General features: G+C 43.2%; 17 protein-coding genes and 1 tRNA gene. 4 read left to right on the top strand and 14 right to left on the bottom strand.

Annotated elements, in window-relative coordinates:
* Nucleotides 1-83 precede the first annotated feature (83 nt).
* A complete protein-coding gene (locus tag HZC34_07520) occupies nt 84-371 on the top strand; it encodes a hypothetical protein (protein MBI5701667.1) in 288 nt (95 codons plus the stop codon).
* Here the strand turns inward: HZC34_07520 and HZC34_07515 are convergent.
* From HZC34_07515 to HZC34_07480, 8 genes are read right to left on the bottom strand one after another with little or no spacing between them, the layout of a single operon-like run.
* Nucleotides 348-1,280: an RluA family pseudouridine synthase gene (locus tag HZC34_07515; GenBank protein ID MBI5701666.1), complete on the bottom strand. Its 933-nt coding sequence runs from the start codon at nt 1,278-1,280 to the stop codon at nt 348-350. The two genes, HZC34_07520 and HZC34_07515, sit on opposite strands and share 24 nt — an antisense overlap.
* A complete protein-coding gene (lgt, locus tag HZC34_07510; GenBank protein MBI5701665.1) occupies nt 1,246-1,983 on the bottom strand; it encodes a prolipoprotein diacylglyceryl transferase in 738 nt (245 codons plus the stop codon). Before lgt ends, HZC34_07515 begins: the two co-directional genes overlap by 35 nt.
* A complete protein-coding gene (lspA, locus tag HZC34_07505; GenBank protein MBI5701664.1) occupies nt 1,983-2,420 on the bottom strand; it encodes a signal peptidase II in 438 nt (145 codons plus the stop codon). The genes lgt and lspA overlap by 1 nt, the downstream gene beginning before the upstream one ends.
* A complete protein-coding gene (locus tag HZC34_07500; protein MBI5701663.1) occupies nt 2,421-2,687 on the bottom strand; it encodes a hypothetical protein in 267 nt (88 codons plus the stop codon).
* 53 nt (nt 2,688-2,740) lie between these two features.
* Nucleotides 2,741-4,000: an adenosylhomocysteinase gene (locus HZC34_07495; GenBank protein ID MBI5701662.1), complete on the bottom strand. Its 1,260-nt coding sequence runs from the start codon at nt 3,998-4,000 to the stop codon at nt 2,741-2,743.
* Between the two features lie 33 nt (nt 4,001-4,033).
* Nucleotides 4,034-5,410, bottom strand: coding sequence for a sigma-54-dependent Fis family transcriptional regulator (locus HZC34_07490; protein ID MBI5701661.1), 1,377 nt, complete (start codon nt 5,408-5,410; stop codon nt 4,034-4,036).
* Nucleotides 5,407-5,781 (bottom strand): hypothetical protein, encoded by a 375-nt coding sequence (locus tag HZC34_07485; GenBank protein MBI5701660.1) that lies wholly within the window; start codon nt 5,779-5,781, stop codon nt 5,407-5,409. Before HZC34_07485 ends, HZC34_07490 begins: the two co-directional genes overlap by 4 nt.
* Nucleotides 5,756-6,589 carry a hypothetical protein gene (locus HZC34_07480; protein MBI5701659.1) on the bottom strand — a complete coding sequence of 278 codons (834 nt, stop codon included), beginning with the start codon at nt 6,587-6,589 and terminating at the stop codon, nt 5,756-5,758. Before HZC34_07480 ends, HZC34_07485 begins: the two co-directional genes overlap by 26 nt.
* 73 nt (nt 6,590-6,662) lie before the next feature.
* On the opposite strand from HZC34_07480, the gene HZC34_07475 reads away from it, so the two are divergent.
* The gene (locus HZC34_07475; protein ID MBI5701658.1) at nt 6,663-7,373 is read left to right on the top strand and encodes a hypothetical protein; all 711 of its coding nucleotides are present in this window, start codon (nt 6,663-6,665) and stop codon (nt 7,371-7,373) included.
* Here HZC34_07475 and ppsA read toward each other — a convergent pair.
* Both ppsA and HZC34_07465 read right to left on the bottom strand, forming a co-directional pair.
* Nucleotides 7,366-9,753, bottom strand: a complete 2,388-nt coding sequence (ppsA, locus tag HZC34_07470) for a phosphoenolpyruvate synthase (protein MBI5701657.1) — start codon at nt 9,751-9,753, stop codon at nt 7,366-7,368. The two genes, HZC34_07475 and ppsA, sit on opposite strands and share 8 nt — an antisense overlap.
* Nucleotides 9,754-9,772: 19 nt before the next feature.
* Nucleotides 9,773-9,846 (bottom strand) — tRNA-Met (locus HZC34_07465).
* A gap of 67 nt (nt 9,847-9,913) precedes the next feature.
* Here HZC34_07465 and plsY point away from each other — a divergent pair.
* Both plsY and HZC34_07455 read left to right on the top strand, forming a co-directional pair.
* Nucleotides 9,914-10,501, top strand: coding sequence for a glycerol-3-phosphate 1-O-acyltransferase PlsY (plsY, locus tag HZC34_07460; protein ID MBI5701656.1), 588 nt, complete (start codon nt 9,914-9,916; stop codon nt 10,499-10,501).
* Nucleotides 10,498-11,487, top strand: coding sequence for an NAD(P)-dependent glycerol-3-phosphate dehydrogenase (locus HZC34_07455; GenBank protein ID MBI5701655.1), 990 nt, complete (start codon nt 10,498-10,500; stop codon nt 11,485-11,487). The genes plsY and HZC34_07455 overlap by 4 nt, the downstream gene beginning before the upstream one ends.
* Here the strand turns inward: HZC34_07455 and HZC34_07450 are convergent.
* The 4 genes from HZC34_07450 to pilM are packed head-to-tail and all read right to left on the bottom strand — an operon-like array spanning nt 11,484 to nt 15,385.
* The gene (locus HZC34_07450) at nt 11,484-12,752 is read right to left on the bottom strand and encodes a hypothetical protein (protein ID MBI5701654.1); all 1,269 of its coding nucleotides are present in this window, start codon (nt 12,750-12,752) and stop codon (nt 11,484-11,486) included. The genes HZC34_07455 and HZC34_07450 overlap by 4 nt on opposite strands.
* Nucleotides 12,749-13,222, bottom strand: a complete 474-nt coding sequence (locus HZC34_07445) for a hypothetical protein (GenBank protein MBI5701653.1) — start codon at nt 13,220-13,222, stop codon at nt 12,749-12,751. Before HZC34_07445 ends, HZC34_07450 begins: the two co-directional genes overlap by 4 nt.
* 13 nt (nt 13,223-13,235) lie before the next feature.
* The gene (locus tag HZC34_07440) at nt 13,236-13,748 is read right to left on the bottom strand and encodes a type II secretion system protein M (protein MBI5701652.1); all 513 of its coding nucleotides are present in this window, start codon (nt 13,746-13,748) and stop codon (nt 13,236-13,238) included.
* 2 nt (nt 13,749-13,750) lie between these two features.
* Nucleotides 13,751-15,385, bottom strand: coding sequence for a pilus assembly protein PilM (gene pilM, locus HZC34_07435; protein ID MBI5701651.1), 1,635 nt, complete (start codon nt 15,383-15,385; stop codon nt 13,751-13,753).
* Nucleotides 15,386-15,399: the final 14 nt, after the last annotated feature.

Raw genomic sequence — 15,399 nt, 5'->3', positions numbered from 1 at the left:
ATACATCTCACAATTTAATAAAATAAACTGAAATTTTTCATATTTCGACGCGATAATAAAATAGGGATCCTTGGAGGTTTAAAGTGTTAGCGAAAGTTCCGGCAAATATACAAGTAAGGCTTCTTCATCCGCTTCCGGAAGAAAGCGTTCCGCATATTATTGTTGAAGAAAAGAATATTCCTAAAACTAATCCGATTATTTCTATATTAAAGAGATTTTTTCATGGGGCATTTCTAAGCGTACTAATCGGGCTTTCTATGTATGGAATATTAAAGCTTGTCGGCATCGAGTTCGGCGGGCTTGTTGAGACATCGATCTTTATTTTCTTCCCAGCGTTCCTAGGCTTCTTAACTTCTTACGTGATCTACTAAAAAAACTTTCATATCATCAGGCATCTCGGCCTTAAACTCCATATATTTTCCGGTCGTTGGATGCTTAAAACCTAAAGTTTCGGCATGCAGCATTTGTCCGTTTACCCCGAGCGAAGTCGAGGGGCCTTTTCCATACACCGGATCACCTACAAGCGGATGGCCCAAATGCGCCATGTGGACCCTAATCTGGTGAGTGCGCCCTGTTCCAAGATTAATTGTTAGAAGTGTTGTATCCGAAAATCGCTTAACGACCTCATATTCGGTATAAGCTTCCCTCGTCTTGCCGCTTGCCCCTTGACCCTTGACCCTACTGATGACAGCCATTTTTTTTCTATTTACGGGATGCCGCCCTATCGGTTCGTTTATCTCCCCTTTATCGTCTTTTACAATGCCTTTGACCAAAGCAAGATATATTTTTTTTACCGCATGATCTTTGAATTGTTTGCTTAATGACGCGTGCGCATTATCGTTTTTTGTGGCGACAATTACGCCTGTTGTATCTTTGTCCAGACGATGAACGATGCCGGGACGCATAACGCCTCCAATTCCTGAAAGATCTTTACAATGGAATAACAGCGCATTGACTAAAGTTCCGGAATAATTCCCTGCCGCCGGATGGACGACCATTCCGCGCGGCTTGTTTACAACGATTAAATCCTGGTCTTCATAAATAATATTAAGGGGAATATCTTGGGATACTGCTTCAAGTTTCGCGGGCTTCGGAATATTGACGGCAACTTTATCATTTGGCCTTAAAACATGGCTCGATTTTGCGGGAAGCCCATTTAATAATATTTCGTTATGGTCTATGAGCCGCTTTGCCTGCGATCTTGATAGCCCGATATCTAGTTTTGAAACAAAGACATCCAGCCGTTTATTCTGATTCTGCTCTTTTATAAAATATTCCATAAAGTATAACGCCTGCAACAAAGATAAAAACTGAAGCGATCTGGGCTTCGGTAAGCCCGACAAAAACTCTTGGAAGATCGCGATAATATTCGACAATAAATCGATAGACAGCATAAAGACAAATGCCTAAAGAAAAAACTTGGCCCTTAAAGCCTCGTTTATAAAATACCAGAAGCAAAACTGCGAGCATTATAAGCCCTGAGATCGAAGAATATAATTGCGTCGGATGCCTCAATCCCTCAAGACTTGGGAAATGCATAGCCCAAGGAAGATCGCATTTGACGCCCGAACAGCAGCCGTTTAGAAAGCAGCCAATTCGCCCGAATGCATAACCTAAAGCTGTTGGTGGAGTCGCGACGTCAAGCATATCCAATATGTCGATCTTAAATATCCTTGATGCGATAATGACCCCGAATATCGCGAACAATACCCCGCCGTAAAAAATAAGCCCGCCGTTCCATATCATAAAAGCTTCCCATGGGCTTTTAAGGTCCGGCCAATAGAATATCACGTAAAAAAGCCGCGCGCCTAATATCGACCCTACAATGACAAAAAGGGCAACATCAAATATTTTTTCCGGATCGATGCCGGCTTTTTTGGCAAGAAAAAACGCCAGCAAGATGCCTGCGACAAAACCAAGCGCGACCATGAACCCATACGAATAGAAAGAAAACGGCCCCAATTTCATGAGCACTGGATGCATTATACTTTCCTCCCTTTATAAAATAAGCGCAGGATAATAAGAAAGACCGAAATATTTATCGCAATATCAGCCAGGTTAAATACCGGAAAAAAATGGAAATCTATATAATCTATGACGTATGTGCGGAATATCCTGTCAAAAATATTGCCGACGCTCCCGCCCAAAAGCATCGCAAGCGGGAACTGGAGAAAATCGTTGAATTCCATTTTTTCATGGAAATAAATTATTGCTGCGACTACAAGCGCGCCGACAATAATTAAAAAAGCGCTTTCTCCTGAAAATAAGCTGAACGCCGCCCCTTTATTCCTGACATAGGTCAAGCTCATAATGCCGTCAATAACAGGAATGCTTTGATTGACAAACATTAAATTATGAACGTGATATTTTATTGCCTGGTCGGCAAGGAATATCAGTGAAGAAACAACAAAAAAAAGCATTTACCTTAATTTGCCGCCTTGCTTGCTGTAGATATCGATCAGTCGCCCGAGCTCATTGAAATAATGCCCGATTATCGGGACATTTACCATGTTGGCGATCACCTGGGTCAAAATAAACAATGCTAACCCCAAAACCACTGTCATTCCAAGCGCGACGCCAAGTCCTTGCGCCATGCCGTTCAAAAATGTAAATAACATATACCGCCAGGGATCGTGCTTATCGCGCCTAATATTCTCAATTGCTTCTAATAATTGTTGCTGTTCCATTAATATAATTTATTCAATAATTTGACATTTGTCATTAGACATTTGTCATTTTTTCATGTCCCTTCCGACCAAGAAGAAAGATATTTTTCTTGTTCAGGGGTCAAGACATCGATATCAATGCCCATTGATTTGAGCTTTAATTTCGCAACCCAATCTTCTATCTCCTTTGGAACATAGTAGACTTGCGACTTAAGTTCCCCTTTATTGGAAACGCAGAATTCGGAAGCCAAAGCTTGGGTCGAAAAGCTCATATCCATAACGGAAGCTGGATGGCCTTCGGCCGCGGCTAAATTGATCAAGCGGCCATCGGCTAAAAGATTTATTTTTCTGCCGTCGGCCATTACATATTGGTCGACAAAATTCCTAACCTCAGTGTTTACGGACTTTGAGATATTCTTTAATCCTTCAGTATCGATCTCGCAATTGAAATGTCCGGAATTACAAACGATCGCGCCATCTTTCATGGCTTTAAAATGTTCGGTTGCAATAACATGTATATCGCCTGTCAGTGTGCAGAAAATATCCCCTATCTTCGCAGCTTCGATCATAGGCATCACCCTAAATCCGTCCATTACGGCTTCGATCGCTTTTACAGGGTCAATTTCAGTTACTATAACATTGGCGCCAAGGCCGCGAGCTCGCATCGCAAAACCTTTTCCGCACCAGCCATATCCCGCTACGACCATATTTTTACCGGCAAGAAGCACATCTGTCGCGCGAATAATGCCGTCTATTGTCGATTGGCCTGTCCCATATCGATTGTCGAAAAGGTTTTTTGTCGCGGCATCGTTTACGGCAATGACTGGTATCATGAGAGCTTTATCCCTCTCCATGGCTTTGAGCCTTATAACTCCAGTTGTTGTTTCTTCCATAGAGCCTATAATCCCCGGGATAAGATCTTTATATTCTTTATGGATCATCGTGACAAGATCAGCGCCGTCATCCATCGTGATTTGCGGCTTATTATTAAGGCATGCATGGAGATGTTCGTAATATGTCTTGTTATCTTCGCCTTTAATTGCAAAGACGGGGATCTCATAATCGAAAACAAGAGATGCCGCAACATCGTCTTGCGTTGAAAGCGGGTTTGACGCGCAAAGAACTACGTCCGCGCCTCCAGCTTTGAGGGCTCTAACTAAATTTGCAGTTTCAGCCGTCACGTGCAGGCACGCCGACATCTTAAGTCCAGCCAAGGGTTTATTCTTCCCGAATTTTTCCCTGACCTGCCGAAGTACCGGCATATCGTGGTCAGCCCATTCGATCCTTCTTTTTCCTTTTCCCGCCAATAACTTATCCTTGATATCATGATCCATTTTATTTGCCTCTCTTTCAATCAATATTATAGCTTAGCTTGAGCGGTCTTTCAATTTCCTTTCAATTTGGAGGAGGGTGTTGCGGTGGATGCCCATAAGTTCAGCGGCTTTTGATTTTCGGCCCTTTGCTTTTTCAAGGACTCTTTTGATGAATGCGGCTTCAAACTTCATCGAGGCTTTCTTAAAATCCAAGTCGCTTGAAATATCGATAACGGAATCCGATTCCCTGCTTACGATCTCTTTGGGCAGCCTGTTAACTTCTATAATATCTGTTTTTGAGAGAGCCGTAACCCTTTCGACAAGGTTTTGCAGTTCCCTGACATTGCCCGGCCAATCGTAATTGTATAGCGCGCCCATTGCCGATTCAGAAAATCCTTTGATATTTTTCCCGAACTCATTGTTATAATATGAAAGGAAATGCTCGACCAAAAAAGTTATATCTTCACGCCTGTCTTTTAGGGGCGGGACGATAATGGGAATAACGTTTAGCCTGTAATACAGGTCTTTCCTGAATTTATCGTCGAGGACCGCGCGGTTCAGGTCCGTATTCGTTGCCGAAATGATCCGTACATCAGTCGGTATGGGCTTTGACCCGCCCACCCGCTCAATTTCTTTTTCCTGCAAAGCCCTTAAAAGTTTCCCCTGCATGGAGAGCGGAAGGCTCCCTATTTCGTCCAAGAAAAGGGTACCTCCTTCGGCTATTTCGAATTTCCCAAGTTTGCGGTCAAATGCCCCGGTGAACGCGCCCTTTTCATGGCCGAACAATTCGGATTCCAGAAGGTTTTCGGGGATCGCGGCGCAATTGACGGGGACAAAAAGCTTGTTCACGCGGCCGCTCGTATTGTGTATCGCGCGGGCGACAAGCTCTTTGCCGGTGCCGGATTCACCCTGGATCAATATGGTCGAATCGTTGCGCGATATCTGCGATATCAAGGAAAATATCTCCCTCATTGCGGGGCTGTTCCCTATTATCTTTTCAAATTGGAACTTTTTATGGATCTCTTCTTTTAGGTAGAGATTTTCTTTCAACAATGCTTTTTTCTCTGTTATTTTTTCGACAAGCGTTGAGATCGTGGCAATATCAAACGGTTTTGTAATATAATCGTACGCTCCCGCTTTTATCGCCTCGACTGCGTACTGCACCGTATTCATAGCGGTTACCATTATGACGTCAAGATCAGGTTCGAGGTCTTTTACGCGTTTTAAGACTTCGATTCCGTCGATCTCCGGCAGCCTAATGTCTAATAGCATGAGATCAGGCGGGCTATTCTTTACGATCTCTATAGCCTGCCTCCCATCGGATGCGAATAACACGTGATAATTTTCTGAAAGCAGTATCCGCATCGAATCCCTTATTGATTCCTCATCGTCAACAATTAGGATAGTCGCGATTTTTTCTTTTTTATTCATTTTTTTATTCTCTCGGATGCAGGCAAAATGCCAAGCTGTTTGCGGTAAGCGGCAATGGTCCTTCGTTCGATCCTAACTCCAAGGCTCAACAGCGTGTTTTTTATGTCATCGTCGCTCAAAGGGCTCATCTTGTCTTCTGTTGAAACCAAATCGGACATTTTGGCCTTTATCGAGGCGGGGGTATTGCCCTTGAATTCCCTGGGACACAAGAATTTCAAAGGCAGGAGACCTAGAGGTGTTTGCGCATATTTCCCTGCGATCGCACGCGAGATGGTCGACGGGTGCAGACCAAGCCTTACTGCCAGCTCTTTTTGTTCCAAGGGCAAAAGGTATAAAGCGCCTTTTTCAAAAAAATCTTTTTGAGTTTCCATAATGATCCCCATTATTGCGGTTCACAAGCTTCAATTCTTTGCCTTCTTTTGTAATCGAGAACGACGGGGTGATCTGGTGCTCCGGCTCGCCGAAGCCAGAGCCAGGATAAGGATTGAGATTATTTTCGATAAAATTCTTTATCTCTTTCACTCCATCTTCAGTTATTTGGAGCACGCCCGCGATCTCTTTGTATCCTTTATTTCCCAAAGCTTCGAGATGGTCTGTTATAACTTCCGCAATCTTTTCTTGAAGCATATCATTATCAAACCCGAATTCATTGACTTGGATTAACAGGCATTCTTTAAGATTGCGGGCACCCACGCCTTCTGGCTCCAATGTTTGCACCAATTCCAATATTTCATCGACTTTCGGCCCTGTCACACCAAATTCCTTAGAGATCTTGTTTTTTAGCTCATCATAGCCGTTCAAATATCCACGCGCATCGATGTCAGATATCAATTCCAGCGCGATCTTGTTCTCCATCTCGCCAAGCTCTAGCTTATTTATTTGGTCGACTAAAAAAGTATGCAGGGTCTTGTCAATGTCTTTGATATTCTCCAAACCGGGATATTCCTTAAAATCAACTTCTTTCTTGGCTTTTTTATTGGTTTGAAGGTATTTGAGATACTCAATCAGGGAATCGTGTTTTTCGATCTCGAGGAAAGGGTTTTCTTCCGATGCTTTTTCGATCTCCGAGACCATATCTGCGTAGGGAAGGCTCAATATCTTGAGCATTGATAACAGCCTTGGGGATAAGTGCATCTCCAAGCTTTGGTTGATATTCTGCTCAAAACTAAGATCAGGCATATATCTAATTCTAGCATGTTGCATCGACTTATGAATAGTGGTATATTTTGCCTGGAAGCACACAGGAGGCCATATGAAAAGTAATGTCCAATGTCCAATGACCAATGACCAACATTGTATCGCTTCGCGATATAAAAAATATAATAAATTCATTGTTGGGATTTGGTCATTGGGATTTGGGATTTGTTTGTTAGTTGTAAGCGGCTGCAGCACGCAGTTAAATGTTTCTGACTATTACAACCTTTCCGCCTCGTCGACAAGTTCAAGCGCTTTGGTCCAATATTCAATAACTTCCGTCGACACCACAAAAACTACGGGATATATAGTAAAACAAACCCTTCCAACTCTAAGCTTTGCGCTGTCGACCAGGGCAAAAGAGAACATCTCATCAATAATACTTCCCCAGGTCACTTTCACGTCGATGGCCGTAACATACAGCGTTGTAAACGATACCCAATCGGTCGCAGGTTCGTGGAAACCCGACGCGCAAACATCGGGAGTAAGCATTGTGATTCCTGCGGCTTCAGGCACTGGCGCAAGCGGCGAAGTTTCGGGCAGCGTCTCTGCAACTATAGGGAATATCGCATCTTCGGCCCTTGCAACGCAAGTGTTCAATAAGATCGGTTCAGTATCGGCAAGCGCGGCGGCGCCATACGCATTTACAATTTCACTCTCAACTGGGCTTGCTATTAAAGCGAATGTCACTTTAAGCGGGACCGATGATCGCGGAAAAACCGTAACATTGCCTCTTTCAACGACTATTTATTTTAACGTTACTACATAGTAAGTTTTTTTTCGGCCAATGCGACCGATTTGATAATTTCAATTACGCTATCGGGATTTAATGACATCGAATCGATCCCGCATTCAACAAGAAATTCCGCGAAATCGGGATAATCGCTTGGAGCTTGGCCGCATATACCGACCTTTACATTGAATTTATGCGCTGTTTCGATCAAGCTTTTGATCGATCTCTTTATGGCATCATTTCTCTCGTCGAAAAGCTTTGCGAGGATCGCAGAATCGCGGTCAATGCCAAGGGTTAGTTGCGTTAGGTCATTCGACCCGATCGAAAATCCGTCAAACCTTTGTGAGAATTGGTCTGCAAGAATTATATTTGAAGGGATCTCGGCCATTACATATAATTGCAGCCCTTTCTCCCCTCTCTTTAATCCGTTCTCTTCCATAACTTTAATGACATTGTCGGCTTCAGAGGTTGTGCGGCAAAATGGGATCATGACGACTACATTTGCAAACCCCATCTCGTCTCGAACACGCTTGATAGCCCGGCATTCCAGCGCAAAGCCGTCTTTGTACTTTTCGCTGTAATACCTGGAAGCTCCGCGAAAACCGATCATCGGATTATCTTCATGGGATTCAAATTGGGCCCCGCCTATTAGATTTGCGTATTCATTGGTTTTAAAATCGCTCATCCTGACAATTACGGGATACGGATACTGCGATGCGGCGATCATCGAAATTCCGCGAGCAAGATTATCGACAAAGAATTCCGTTTTATCTTTATATCCAGCCGTTAACTTTCCAATTTTCTTTTTAGCTTTTAGATCTTTAAGCTGTTTGAATTTTACCAAAGCCATCGGATGGATCTTGATCGAATTGATAATTATAAATTCCATTCGAGCAAGACCGATCCCTTGTGTTGGAAGCCTCCACCATCTGAATCCTGCCGCAGGGTCGCCAATATTCATCATTATCTGCGTTTTGGTCTTAGGAAGATTTTTCAGATCGACATCGATCTGATCAAATTTTAGAAGACCTTCATACACGAAACCTTTCTCACCCTCGGCGCACGAGATCGTGATCTCTTGGCCATGTTTAAGTTTCTGCGTAGCTAAACCAGTTCCTACAATTGCCGGGATCCCGAGCTCTCGGCTCACAATTGCCGCATGAGAAGTTCTGCCGCCGTGATCGGTCACAATACCAGCGGCTTTTCTCATGATCGGGACCCAATCAGGATCGGTCATTTCGGTTATTAGGATAGACCCGTCTTCAAATTTACCGATATCTTTTGGGTTCTTAATAACTTGAGCTTTGCCTGATATTATTGCTTGCCCGACAGCCATTCCCTCTATTAAAACTTTTCCTTTTTCAAGAAGTCTGAACTCTTTAAAAGCGAAAGCTTCTTTTCGCGATTCGACTGTTTCTGGCCTCGCTTGTACAATAAATAGATCGCCGGTCTTCCCGTCCTTTGCCCATTCCATATCCATTGGCTTGCCATAATGCTTTTCGATAATTACAGCCCATTTGGCAAGTTGGAGTATTTCTTTATCATTTAGGACATAAGATCGTTGTTCTTTTGTTGTAGTTAAGATGTTTTTCGTTTTTTTCGGTCCGCTCTTCATATATATCATTTTCTTTTCTTTTGCGCCGACTGTTTTTTCCAAAATTGGAGTAAAATTTTCTTTGTCGAGAAGCGGCTTAAAGAGGATATATTCGTCCGGATTGACAGTGCCTTGGACGATATTCTCGCCCAGTCCCCACGATGCGTTGATTATTACAACATCACGGAATCCGGTATCGGTATCAAGCGAAAACATAACGCCGGAGCCGGCGAGATCCGACCTCACCATTTTTTGTACGCCGATCGAAAGCGCGACTTTTAGATGGTCGAACTTTTTTTCTTCGCGGTAGGCTATCGCCCTATCGGTAAACAAAGATGCGTAGCATCGTCTGCATGCATCCAAAAGCTCTTCTTCTGATGTGATATTTAAAAAAGTTTCTTGTTGTCCTGCAAAGCTCGCATCAGGAAGGTCTTCGGCTGTCGCACTGCTTCTGACCGCCACATCGGCATTTTTTACGTTATAAGATTTTGAAAGTTCCCTATAACTTGAAATAATTGCGTCATTAAGTTCGTCAGGGATTTTTGATCCTAAAAATAGATCGCGGATAGCAAGTCCGACTTTGCTTAGGGTCTTTGGATTCTTTTGATACTGTGCTATGAGTGCGGCAAATTTTTCTTTAATATGATTTTCTTCAACAAATCGCCAATAAGCTTCGGAAGTTGTAGCGAAACCATTGGGAACAGGGATACCTTGGTCTTTGAGATTTGAATACATTTCACTAAGAGAGGCATTTTTCCCGCCGACGATCGGGACATCGGCCGCCTTAAGGTCATCAAAAAACCGGATATACTTATTACTCACGGCATTCTCCAAGATTAAATAGCGGGGGTAGGATTTGAACCTACGGCCTCAAGGTTATGAGCCTTGCGAGCTACCAGGCTGCTCCACCCCGCGATGAAGAGGTTTGAGACTCAATTCTAGCATACTTGCCTGCCACTATCAACTCGGTTATAATAGCTATATGACAACAATTTTTCTCATTATTATCGGCTATTTTCTCGGTTCGATCCCCTTTGGGTACCTATTCGGCAGGATTGCCAATGTCGATGTTACAAAACGCGGCAGCGGCAATATTGGCGCTACAAATGTAGCAAGGATAATCGGACCAAAAGCCGGCATCGCCGTATTCATTCTTGACCTGCTTAAAGGCACTGTGGCTGCTAGCCTTGCAATATATTATCTTGGCGACCCACTACTTGTTGTATTAGTAGGTCTTGGTGCAATACTTGGCCATATGTATTCTGTATTTCTTGGATTTAAAGGCGGCAAAGGATCGGCGGTAGGACTTGGGGTACTGCTCGGCGTAACACCGGATGTCTTTTTCTTTGTATTTTTAATTGTCGCATTAGTTATGCTTATGTCTCGCTATGTATCGCTCGCATCGATTATTGGCGCGCTTACAACAACCCTTCTAATGCTTCTTTTGGGAAAGCCTGTGCCATATTTTATATTATCCCTTTTAGCATGTATTCTCATATTGATAAAGCATAAAAGCAATATCGGCCGATTGATCTCGGGGACCGAAAGAAAGATCGGTGAAAAATCTTGAGTAAAATAACTGTTCTAGGCGCCGGGGCTTGGGGAACAACACTTGCGATACTCTTAGCCCAAAACGGCAACGAAGTTTCGATCTGGTCGTTTGAAAAAGAGCTGGTATCGAAATTCCAAAAATTTCGCGAGAATAAAAAATACCTCCCTGGTTTTCCGCTGCCAGTAAAGATAGATATTACCGACGATTTGGATTGCCTTAAAAATTCCGAAACTGTAGTGATCGCGGTCCCGACACAGCACATAAGGTCTGTATTAAAAGAAGCGGGTAAATTAATAAAAGACAACACACAGGTCCTTTCGGCATCAAAAGGAATTGAAATATCAACGTTAAAGAGGCCAACTGAGATCATAGCCGAATTCACGACAAATCTTACGGCTGCGATATCCGGGCCAAATCTCGCAAAAGAAATAGCAAGAGGGCTTCCAGCAGCGTCGGTTATCGGCACGTATAATCTGTCTTTAAGCCAAAATTTGCAGCTTCTTTTCAAGGATTGCAAAAACTTCAGGGTCTATACTTGCGACGACCCAATAGGCGTCGAGCTTGGCGGGGCATTAAAGAATATTATAGCAATCGCCGCCGGCGCTATTGACGGGAAAAAGCTTGGCGACAACGCAAAGGCCGCACTGATAATAAGAGGTATTTCCGAGATAAAAAGGCTTGGGATCGCCATGGGCGCGAAAGCCGAAACATTTTACGGGCTATCAGGACTTGGTGACCTTGTAACAACGTGCCAAAGCCCGATGTCCCGGAATCATATCGTGGGAGAAAGGCTTGCAAACGGCGAAAAACTTAATGATATCTTAGGATCGATGAACGCAGTTGCCGAAGGGATCACAACAGCCAAAGCCGCAATTAAGCTAAAAGAAAAATATAATATAGAAATGCCTATAACGCAAGAAATATACAATGTTCTGTTCGAAAATAAGAGCGTTGATTTAGCACTTATGGCTCTGATGTCCCGCCCGCTTAAAAGCGAATCCTAATGCACTAATGCAGAGCCCCTGCTTCCTTCTTTTTTGGCTGCATTTTCGATTTCAGCCGACATTTTCGTCAAATATTCGGGCGTCATGATGGTAGGCGTGATCACAACCAAAAGTTCGCGCTTTTCATTGTCAATTGTCGTCTTCCTGAAGAAGTTCCCGATAAACGGGATATTCATTAAATATGGGATACCTGTCTCGGTTTGGGTTTCTTTGTTTTTGGTAAGCCCCCCTATCACGATCGTTTGCCCGCTTTTTACAAGGACTTCGTTCTGGGTCTCGGTCGTGTTCTCGGTCGGAAGGTCGGCTGTGACATAGCCATCGCTGATCTTTGGGAAAATAGACATCCTGATAAAACCATCATTGCTTACATGGGGAGTGATCGTAAGCTTGGTCCCTGTCTCCAGGAAGTTGATCTGCTGTACCGTACTTGTCTGCGAAATAACGGAAGTTTTGTATCCTATTTTTGAGCCTATGAGTATTGTCGCCGACTTATGGTTGAGCGTCGCGATCTTGGGAGAAGCGATCAGATCATTCCCGACTTTTGTTAAAACAGCCGAAAGATATGATTCTATGTTCCCGGAGATCACTTGCGAATAAAATCCTTGTGGGCTCGAATCTGTCGGCTTGCCCGCCAGATTCTTTGTTTGGGCCGAATCGTTCGGATTCGTCTTGTAATTGTATTTGACATCAAGGCCGGCATTGCCCGAATCGCCCGATTTTACTTCGATGATCTTTGCTTCGACCATTACCTGCACTGGCGGAACATCCATATCCCTTATTGATTTTTCGATGCGGACAATATTATCCGACGAAGTCTTGACTATCAGCGCATTATACGAGTCGTTGACCGAAACCTGGTCTTCCTTCGCCATTAACAGGTCCAGCGCGCCTTTGATCTCAGACGCGTTGGCATACTGGAGCAGATAAGTCCTTACAACCTTCTGGTTTGAAACAACGATCGTTTCGCCTTCAAGGTACCAGTCATACCCTTTTGCGCGAAGGACCGCTTCAAGGCCTTCCTGCGGCCTGACATTTGCAAATGATAGCGTCACTTTCCCCGTTACGCCATCTCCTGCCACAATGTTTTTTCCCATTTGCCTAGCAAATATCTGAAGTACCGATTTTATCTCCGCGTCCTTGAGCTTAAAGCTTAATAGGCCTCCCTTGCTAATAGAATAATCCCTATCATCCTTATCCGCCGACACCGCATATCCTGAAATACAAATCATGAAAATAAACGCAAATAATATTTTAATTTTCATCATTCAACCCCCAATTTTAATTTTAACGTTTTTGTGTTTTTCCCGCGCACAAGCAAGACCTTATCCGACAATATCCGAGAAACTGTCCAATTATATATTTTCTGTCCTTCATAAAGCATTTTATCATCAATGATGGCAGTTGGCTTGCCGTTTGTTTGAAAAATTACCGCTTGCAGCTTGAATAAGCTTACCGCTTCTTTCGTAGGAAGCGCTTCACTAGTCGATTGGGCTTTTTCAAATGCGAAAGGCACACTGAACGGGTCTTTTAACGACACTGTCAATTCTACGCCCTTCGCGGTTTTTTTAATGTTCTCGACCGCAAGGCCGCCTGGGGATGGGATCATGTTCTTTGAATATATTTGCGCATTTTTCAATCCAAAGATCAGGTCCGATAATGGGGAATAGAGAATAATATACGCGGTTGATATTACCGCCAGTCCTAATGATACGATTATCCTAAATTCCTTAGCCATATTACCCCCAAAGTTAATAATACACTGAAAGTATGAATTTTGCCGCAACAATCCCGCGGCCTATGCGCTTAAGGTCGATCGAATCGACAAGGATCAATATCGGAAGGCTCTCGAGCGCTTTCAAGAATTTATAGACATTGTTGTAGCTTGCCTTAAACTCAATGTCAAAATTTATGGCATTGGCTGAATCGATTTTCATCTCCTCATTCCGGGGACGCATCGAAACAAGGTCAAGCTTTAAACGGGTTATTACAGGCGATAGATGCTTGAGAGCCTCAACAATTTGTTCGTTTTTTGTTTTCTTGGCTGTTGTTTTCTGCAGAGGGTTTTCTTCCAAACTCTGCAGGAGCTTTTCTTTTTCTTTTGCTGTCCGTAGGTCTTCTTTATCCTTATTGAGTATTCGCGAAAGCTTGTATATCTCATTCGACTTTGGAAGATACACAAATTGGATAAAAAAATACAAGACTAAAATAACCCCGGCCAAAATAAGAAGCAAACGCTCGCGGTCGGAAAATTTTATTTTCATGTTTATTTCCTTATAACGCCGATGACTTCAAAATTGAACGCATCGTAGAGGTATTCGTCCGCCCTAATGACCGAAACAAGCTGCAAAGATTCAAAAACCGTGTTTTCAGACAGTTTTGAAACAAATTTCGATATAATATTTTCGGCGGAATCCCCCCTGCCCAAAGAAACCCCCCTTATTGTCGTTTTCCTGTCCGCTTCCATGAAAGTGATGCTGTCGATCAAAATGGATTCGGGAATATTTGCGCTTATCGCTTCAAGCACTACGGGTATTTTCACCCTAGATAATTCTATCGACTTGAATATCCCCCGCCTGCCCTCTTCTTCTTTCATTGCTTTTTCAAGAGCTTCGATCCGCAATAAGCGCGGCTTGATATCGGCCAATATTTTTTCCGCCTTATTTATTGAATTGCTAAGGTTATAAGAAACAAACACCATGCCCGAATAATAGGTAAAAAGGATCAAGAATAAAATTGTAAACACTTTGATCGGGTTCGCATGCTTTCGAAGCATTGATTTCCATTTGTCCTCGATTTGCGGAGCAAGGTTTATGTTTTTTTCGGCTGATGCCATTGCGGCGCCTATCGCACATGCAAGCCTTGGCGATATTTCTTTTAGTTTTTCGCCGTCATTTACGCCGTCTGCGGCCTTAACTTCCGAAAGCGGATCAAAAAACTCCACAGGCAGGCCAAGAACACCGGATAAAAACTCCCTGATATTGGGCGTTTTGCTTTCCCCTCCGACCACTAATATCTTATTTATCGTTATATCTCCTTCTTGTCCCTTAAAATATTCTATTGTCCTTGATATCTCATCCTGCATCCGCTCAAGGGCCGGACGCATAAGAGAATAAATATTTGCGGAAGTTATTTGCGGAATTGCCGGATAAGCCTCGATATTTACAGGGATGCCATGCTCTCTTTTTATTTTTTCCGCCTCTTCATATTTGAGTTCAGACCTTCCTTCGTCCGAAACTAAAACAGATGTCATTGCGTGGGTAATATCTTCGCCGCCGATCGAAACTTCACGGTTGATGAGGAGTTCGGATCCCTTAAAAAAACTCATGTTCATGGTCCTGCGGCCCATATACATGATAAAGAGGACCGGAGTCTTAGCCAATTCCCCCATGCACAATGACCGCAAAGCAACAGGGACCGGAACAATTGAAGCAAGCTTTAAATTGGCGGATAATGCGATCTCTCCAATGCGTTTTATCGTTTCTCTATTCACTATTGCGGCAATAACCTCTTGTTCTTCCGAACCTGGTTTCAGGGCAAGAGGCGAATAATCAACAATTGATTCTTCTGCGTTAAACACGATTTCGTCCTTGACCTTCCAAATGATCGCTTGCTTTATCTCTTCATGCGAAAGCTTTGGCATCGAAAGCTTTTTAACAAGCACATCGCGCCCTCCGATAACAAAATATGCTTCCTTCGTTTTAATGCTTTTTTCGGTTATTATTTTTTTTATGCTAGCGCCCTGCGCGGCTTCCATGTCCGGATGCTTATCGATCAAATCGTTTTGCAATTCATCGATCGCCCATGAAGATAAGATAAAACCAGAAGTTGTATTTTTAAGTTCAACGACTTTAACAAAGGGCGCCCTAAGATCAATCCCTAAAATACTTTTTTCTATCATTTCAACCTAATATA

The sequence above is a fragment of the Candidatus Saganbacteria bacterium genome, assembly GCA_016223245.1.
Taxonomy (GTDB): Bacteria; Margulisbacteria; WOR-1; order XYC2-FULL-46-14; family XYC2-FULL-37-10; genus JACRPL01.
The sequence above is the reverse complement of the archived record's forward strand: the minus strand, read 5'-3'. Positions and strand labels throughout refer to the sequence as shown.